Raw genomic sequence first — 3,724 nt, forward strand, 5'->3', positions numbered from 1 at the left:
CCTGGACATGGGGTTGTGGACCCGTCAACGTGACGGGCAGGACGTGACGGGGCTGAGGCACCACAGCGACAGGGGCGTTCAGTATGTCGCAGTTCGCTACACGCAGCGTCTTGGTGAGGCCGGTGCGGTCGCGTCCGTCGGATCGACGGGCGATTCGTACGACAACGCCCTGGCGGAGGCGTTCAACTCGTTGTTCAAGGCTGAACTCGTGCGAAACCGTGGCCCGTGGAAGAACATCGACGAGTTGGAGATCGCGATCGCGGAGTACGTCGACTGGTTCAACCACAAGCGCTTGCACGGCGAGATCGGGCTCGTCCCGCCGGTCGAGTTCGAGCAGGCTTACTACGATCAGCAGCACACCGTTGCGGCGCCCGCCGAAACGGCATTACTCAGCCTCTAACAAACCCGGGGCGATTCACTGACCGTGGATCGCAGTTCAGATCAAGGAAGTTCGTGGCCGCCCTGCACCGCAACGGGCTGCGCGGGAGCATGGGCCGCGTCGCGACCTGTGCCGACAACGCGGCCATCGAGAGCTTCTGGGCACTGCTGCAGAAGAACGTCCTGAACCGCCGCCCCTGGGCCACCCGCGAGCAGCTACGGACCGCCATCGTCACCTGGATCGAACGGACCTACCATCGACGCCGCCGCCAAGCCCGACTGGGACGATTGACCCCCATCGAGTACGAGACCATCATGACCACCCAGACCGCTACCGCGGCCTGAGACCCCAACTGTCACCAGATCGTGCAGCAGTCCCCTGCTGTCAGTGCAGCGTGTATGAGCTTCCGCGCTAGGCCTTGACGGCGGGCGATAGGTGCCACACCGAGCCCACCCACATACCACTGGCCGAACTCACTAGGTTCTCGTCGAATCTTGATGAACCCCAGCACTTCATCACCTTCAGCAGCGACCAGAACTTCGTCGACGAGCGTTCCTGTCGGCACTCCGAAGAAGGGGCGACCCGGGCTCCAGTGACTCCCCGGATCGGTCATCGGCGACCAGCAAGCGTGGTCGATCTCGGCCAGACGCGGCCCGTCATCCACGCGAGCAGGGCGAACGCTTGCCATGACTCGACGCTACGCCCATCACTGTGACGTCGCAGGGGCCCAGCGACGGATGTTCCTGGCGCAGCTGAAACGACGGACTCTGCTCTACGCTCCCCACTGGCTCTTGGCCCGCCATCACGCGGTGAGTCAGCGCGGATCTGTAGAGAGCAGCGCAAAGATGAGAGTGTCAGTCCATTCGCCCTTGCTCCAGCAGTCCTGCAGGTGATGGGCCTCTTGCCTCATTCCCACTGACGCCGCCAGACGCGCCGATGCCTCATTTCGGGCATCCATCTGCGCAACGAGACGGTGCAGGGCGTACTCAACGAAGGCAAAGCGGATGACCGCGCGAACGGCCTCGCGGGCATACCCGTGGCCACCGTGGCTGGGGTCGAGCACCCATCCGATCTCTGCGACGTGGTGGGGCTGGTCGGTGAACCACACGCTGACGTCGCCAATGCTCTGCTCGCCCTTGTCGATAGTGAGCGACAGCGCACCAGATGGCCCCTCGAGACCGTTCTTCGTCATGCGTTTGGTCAGGTTCTCCTGCGCCTGCTGGGGCGTCCAGGGGTCTTCGAGAAGGAAGCGCGCGACATCGGGGCGAGCGTAAAGGGACGCCATCCATCCCACGTCGTCGGAACGGTAGCGGCGCAGCGCTAGGCGCTCAGTGCGAAGCGGCCATGAGGGCTGAGTGGGCATAGAGCGATCCTCCCACCGCGGCCCAGGCCGACCCCGTCGTGGAGACCTGGCTGCCCAACTACCATGGCATCGGCCTCACCCACCTCACCGCCCAGCAGCCACGTCAGCGGCTCGACCGGTGGAGCGCCGCGTTGCTCGCCACGCAGAACGTGTGGCTCAAACGAAGGTTTTTGCACCATCGGGTCGACCTGGTGGCTCAACCCACCGTTTTCGCATCAGCATCCCTGATCTCAGTGATCCCGTCCCTGGCTGCTACACCCCGCCTGCGGCCCTCAGGTGAGGGCGGTGAGCAAAGCGGCTGACAACAGCCCCCCGGCGATGACCCAAGCGATGACGCTCATGGTGGTCCGAGTGCCGAAGCTGCGTGCCACCATGACCAGCGACGGGATGCTGAGCGCCGGTAAGGTGATGAGCAGAACCCCCGCAACACCAAGACTCGCGCCGGCGGCACTCAAACCGGCGACGACGGGAATCTCCCCACCGGTGGGGATGACGAGCAGGGCGCCGACCACACCGACGAGGAGCAAGGCCAGAAGGCCAGACCCGTTCCCTAGGTGGGTGAAGTCGGACAGCCACCCGGAGAACAAACCGGTCAGTGCGACGAGGATCAGGTACTCAGGCACAACGATGGCGACATAACGCGTGAGGGCTTTAGCGAAGCGCCACGGCATGTCAGCGACGCCCTGCGGGTCGTGGTCGACGTCGACGAGTTCGTCGGCATCGACCTCGCGTGCTTGACGTTGAGCAATGAAGGCGGCACCCAGGACGACGACGACGCCGACGACGGCGCGGGTGGAGACCACTTGCCAGGACATCGTCAGACCGAGGAAAAGCATGACAGCGGGGTTGAGTAGCGGGTTAGCGAGCCAGTACGCCATCACCGCACCCGCGGGTGCACCGCGGCGACGCAAACCGATTGCCACCGGCGCGGTACAGCAGGTACACATCATGCTCGGCAGGGCGAGTAGCCCGCCACTGAGGCCTTGGCCCCATGAGCTGCGGCGGCTCATGGCGTTCAACAGGAGCCGTTTCGGGATGAATGCTTCGAGTGCTGAGGCCACCAAGATCGCGACGAGCGCGGCCTTCCACACGGCTTTGACGTAGGCGCGGGTGAAATCGAGGGCTCCATGCCAGCTTGGCGCGTCACCGGGGTGGCCGGCCTCGCCGAAGATGGCCTTGCCACTCCACGCACCCGATTTCGCGAGGGCGTGAGCTTTGTCGTCATACGGGATCCACTTGGCCCACGCCAGCCCGATCACAACGATTACGAGGGTCAGGCCTACCCCCACGATGGTCACGCTACGACTCGGGCCTTGGCGTCCATCACGGCCCGAGTCGAGATGGGCGTCTGAGGTGGAAAGAGTGCTCACCAGCATGTTTCCTTCGTGTCATCGGGCGTGAGATTCTTGCGGCGCCCTGGCCAAGCGAAACGCGTGAAGCTGCGTAGCGCCATGTCCGTCGCCGTCACTACGGTAGTCCCGCCGTATACGCACGTTCCAGCACACTGTCCGCGCCGCTTGCCTCGGCGCAGCCTTTGCGGGGCACGGTCGTCGGGCGACGACGCTGCACGCCTGAACACGTCACACCCCTCCGGGGCAGCAGCACCTGACGAGCTACGCACACCCACCGCGACGTAGCTCAAACGAACGTTTTGATACGACGCCGAGCCTTGGGGTAGAAACGATGGGCTGCCTCAGTGTCCTTCAGCCGCCGGCTCGACGAGTTCGACGAGCACGCCGCCGGCATCCTTGGGGTGGATGAAGTTGATGCGGCTGCCGCCGGTGCCGATCTTCGGCGCGTCGTAGAGCAACCGCATGCCGCGCTCGCGCAGCGTCGCGCACACGGCGTCGAGATCGCGGACGCGGTAGGCGAGCTGCTGCATGCCGGGGCCGGAGTGGTCGAGGAACTTCGCGATGCTCGACTCCGGCGACAGCGGCGCGAGCAGCTGGATGCGGCTGTGCGGGGCATCGGCCGGGCCGACC

At 65.0% G+C, this 3,724-nt stretch carries 5 protein-coding genes and 1 pseudogene; 2 read left to right on the forward strand and 4 right to left on the reverse strand.

All coding sequences use genetic code 11. The features are described 5' to 3' along the window. On the forward strand, positions 1-400 hold a 400-nt coding region (locus tag B2284_RS08365), incomplete at its 5' end, for an integrase core domain-containing protein (RefSeq protein WP_286697384.1). 17 nt (positions 401-417) lie between these two features. Beyond that, positions 418-723: pseudogene (locus B2284_RS08370) on the forward strand (integrase core domain-containing protein); the annotation flags it as partial. An 11-nt stretch (positions 724-734) separates the two neighbouring features. Here B2284_RS08370 and B2284_RS14480 read toward each other — a convergent pair. The 4 genes from B2284_RS14480 to B2284_RS08385 all read right to left on the reverse strand — a co-directional run. Next, a complete protein-coding gene (locus B2284_RS14480) occupies positions 735-1,067 on the reverse strand; it encodes a GNAT family N-acetyltransferase (protein ID WP_083603946.1) in 333 nt (110 codons plus the stop codon). Between the two features lie 126 nt (positions 1,068-1,193). Continuing rightward, the gene (locus B2284_RS08375; RefSeq protein WP_074040746.1) at positions 1,194-1,742 is read right to left on the reverse strand and encodes a GNAT family N-acetyltransferase; all 549 of its coding nucleotides are present in this window, start codon (positions 1,740-1,742) and stop codon (positions 1,194-1,196) included. 272 nt (positions 1,743-2,014) lie between these two features. Further along, positions 2,015-3,118 (reverse strand): permease, encoded by a 1,104-nt coding sequence (locus B2284_RS08380; RefSeq protein WP_074040747.1) that lies wholly within the window; start codon positions 3,116-3,118, stop codon positions 2,015-2,017. Between the two features lie 317 nt (positions 3,119-3,435). Beyond that, positions 3,436-3,724: VOC family protein (locus tag B2284_RS08385; RefSeq protein WP_286697385.1), on the reverse strand; the 289-nt coding region annotated here is incomplete at its 5' end.

Source organism: Dermacoccus sp. UBA1591, assembly GCF_002322065.1.
In the GTDB taxonomy this organism is placed as follows: Bacteria; Actinomycetota; Actinomycetes; order Actinomycetales; family Dermatophilaceae; genus Dermacoccus; species Dermacoccus nishinomiyaensis.

Bases quoted from the DNA above. Each gene is read 5' to 3' on its own strand.
- B2284_RS14480 (WP_083603946.1), bottom strand. From the start codon at position 1,067: ATGGCAAGCGTTCGCCCTGCTCGCGTGGATGACGGGCCGCGTCTGGCC.
- B2284_RS08375 (WP_074040746.1), bottom strand. From the start codon at position 1,742: ATGCCCACTCAGCCCTCATGGCCGCTTCGCACTGAGCGCCTAGCGCTG.
- B2284_RS08380 (WP_074040747.1), bottom strand. From the start codon at position 3,118: ATGCTGGTGAGCACTCTTTCCACCTCAGACGCCCATCTCGACTCGGGC.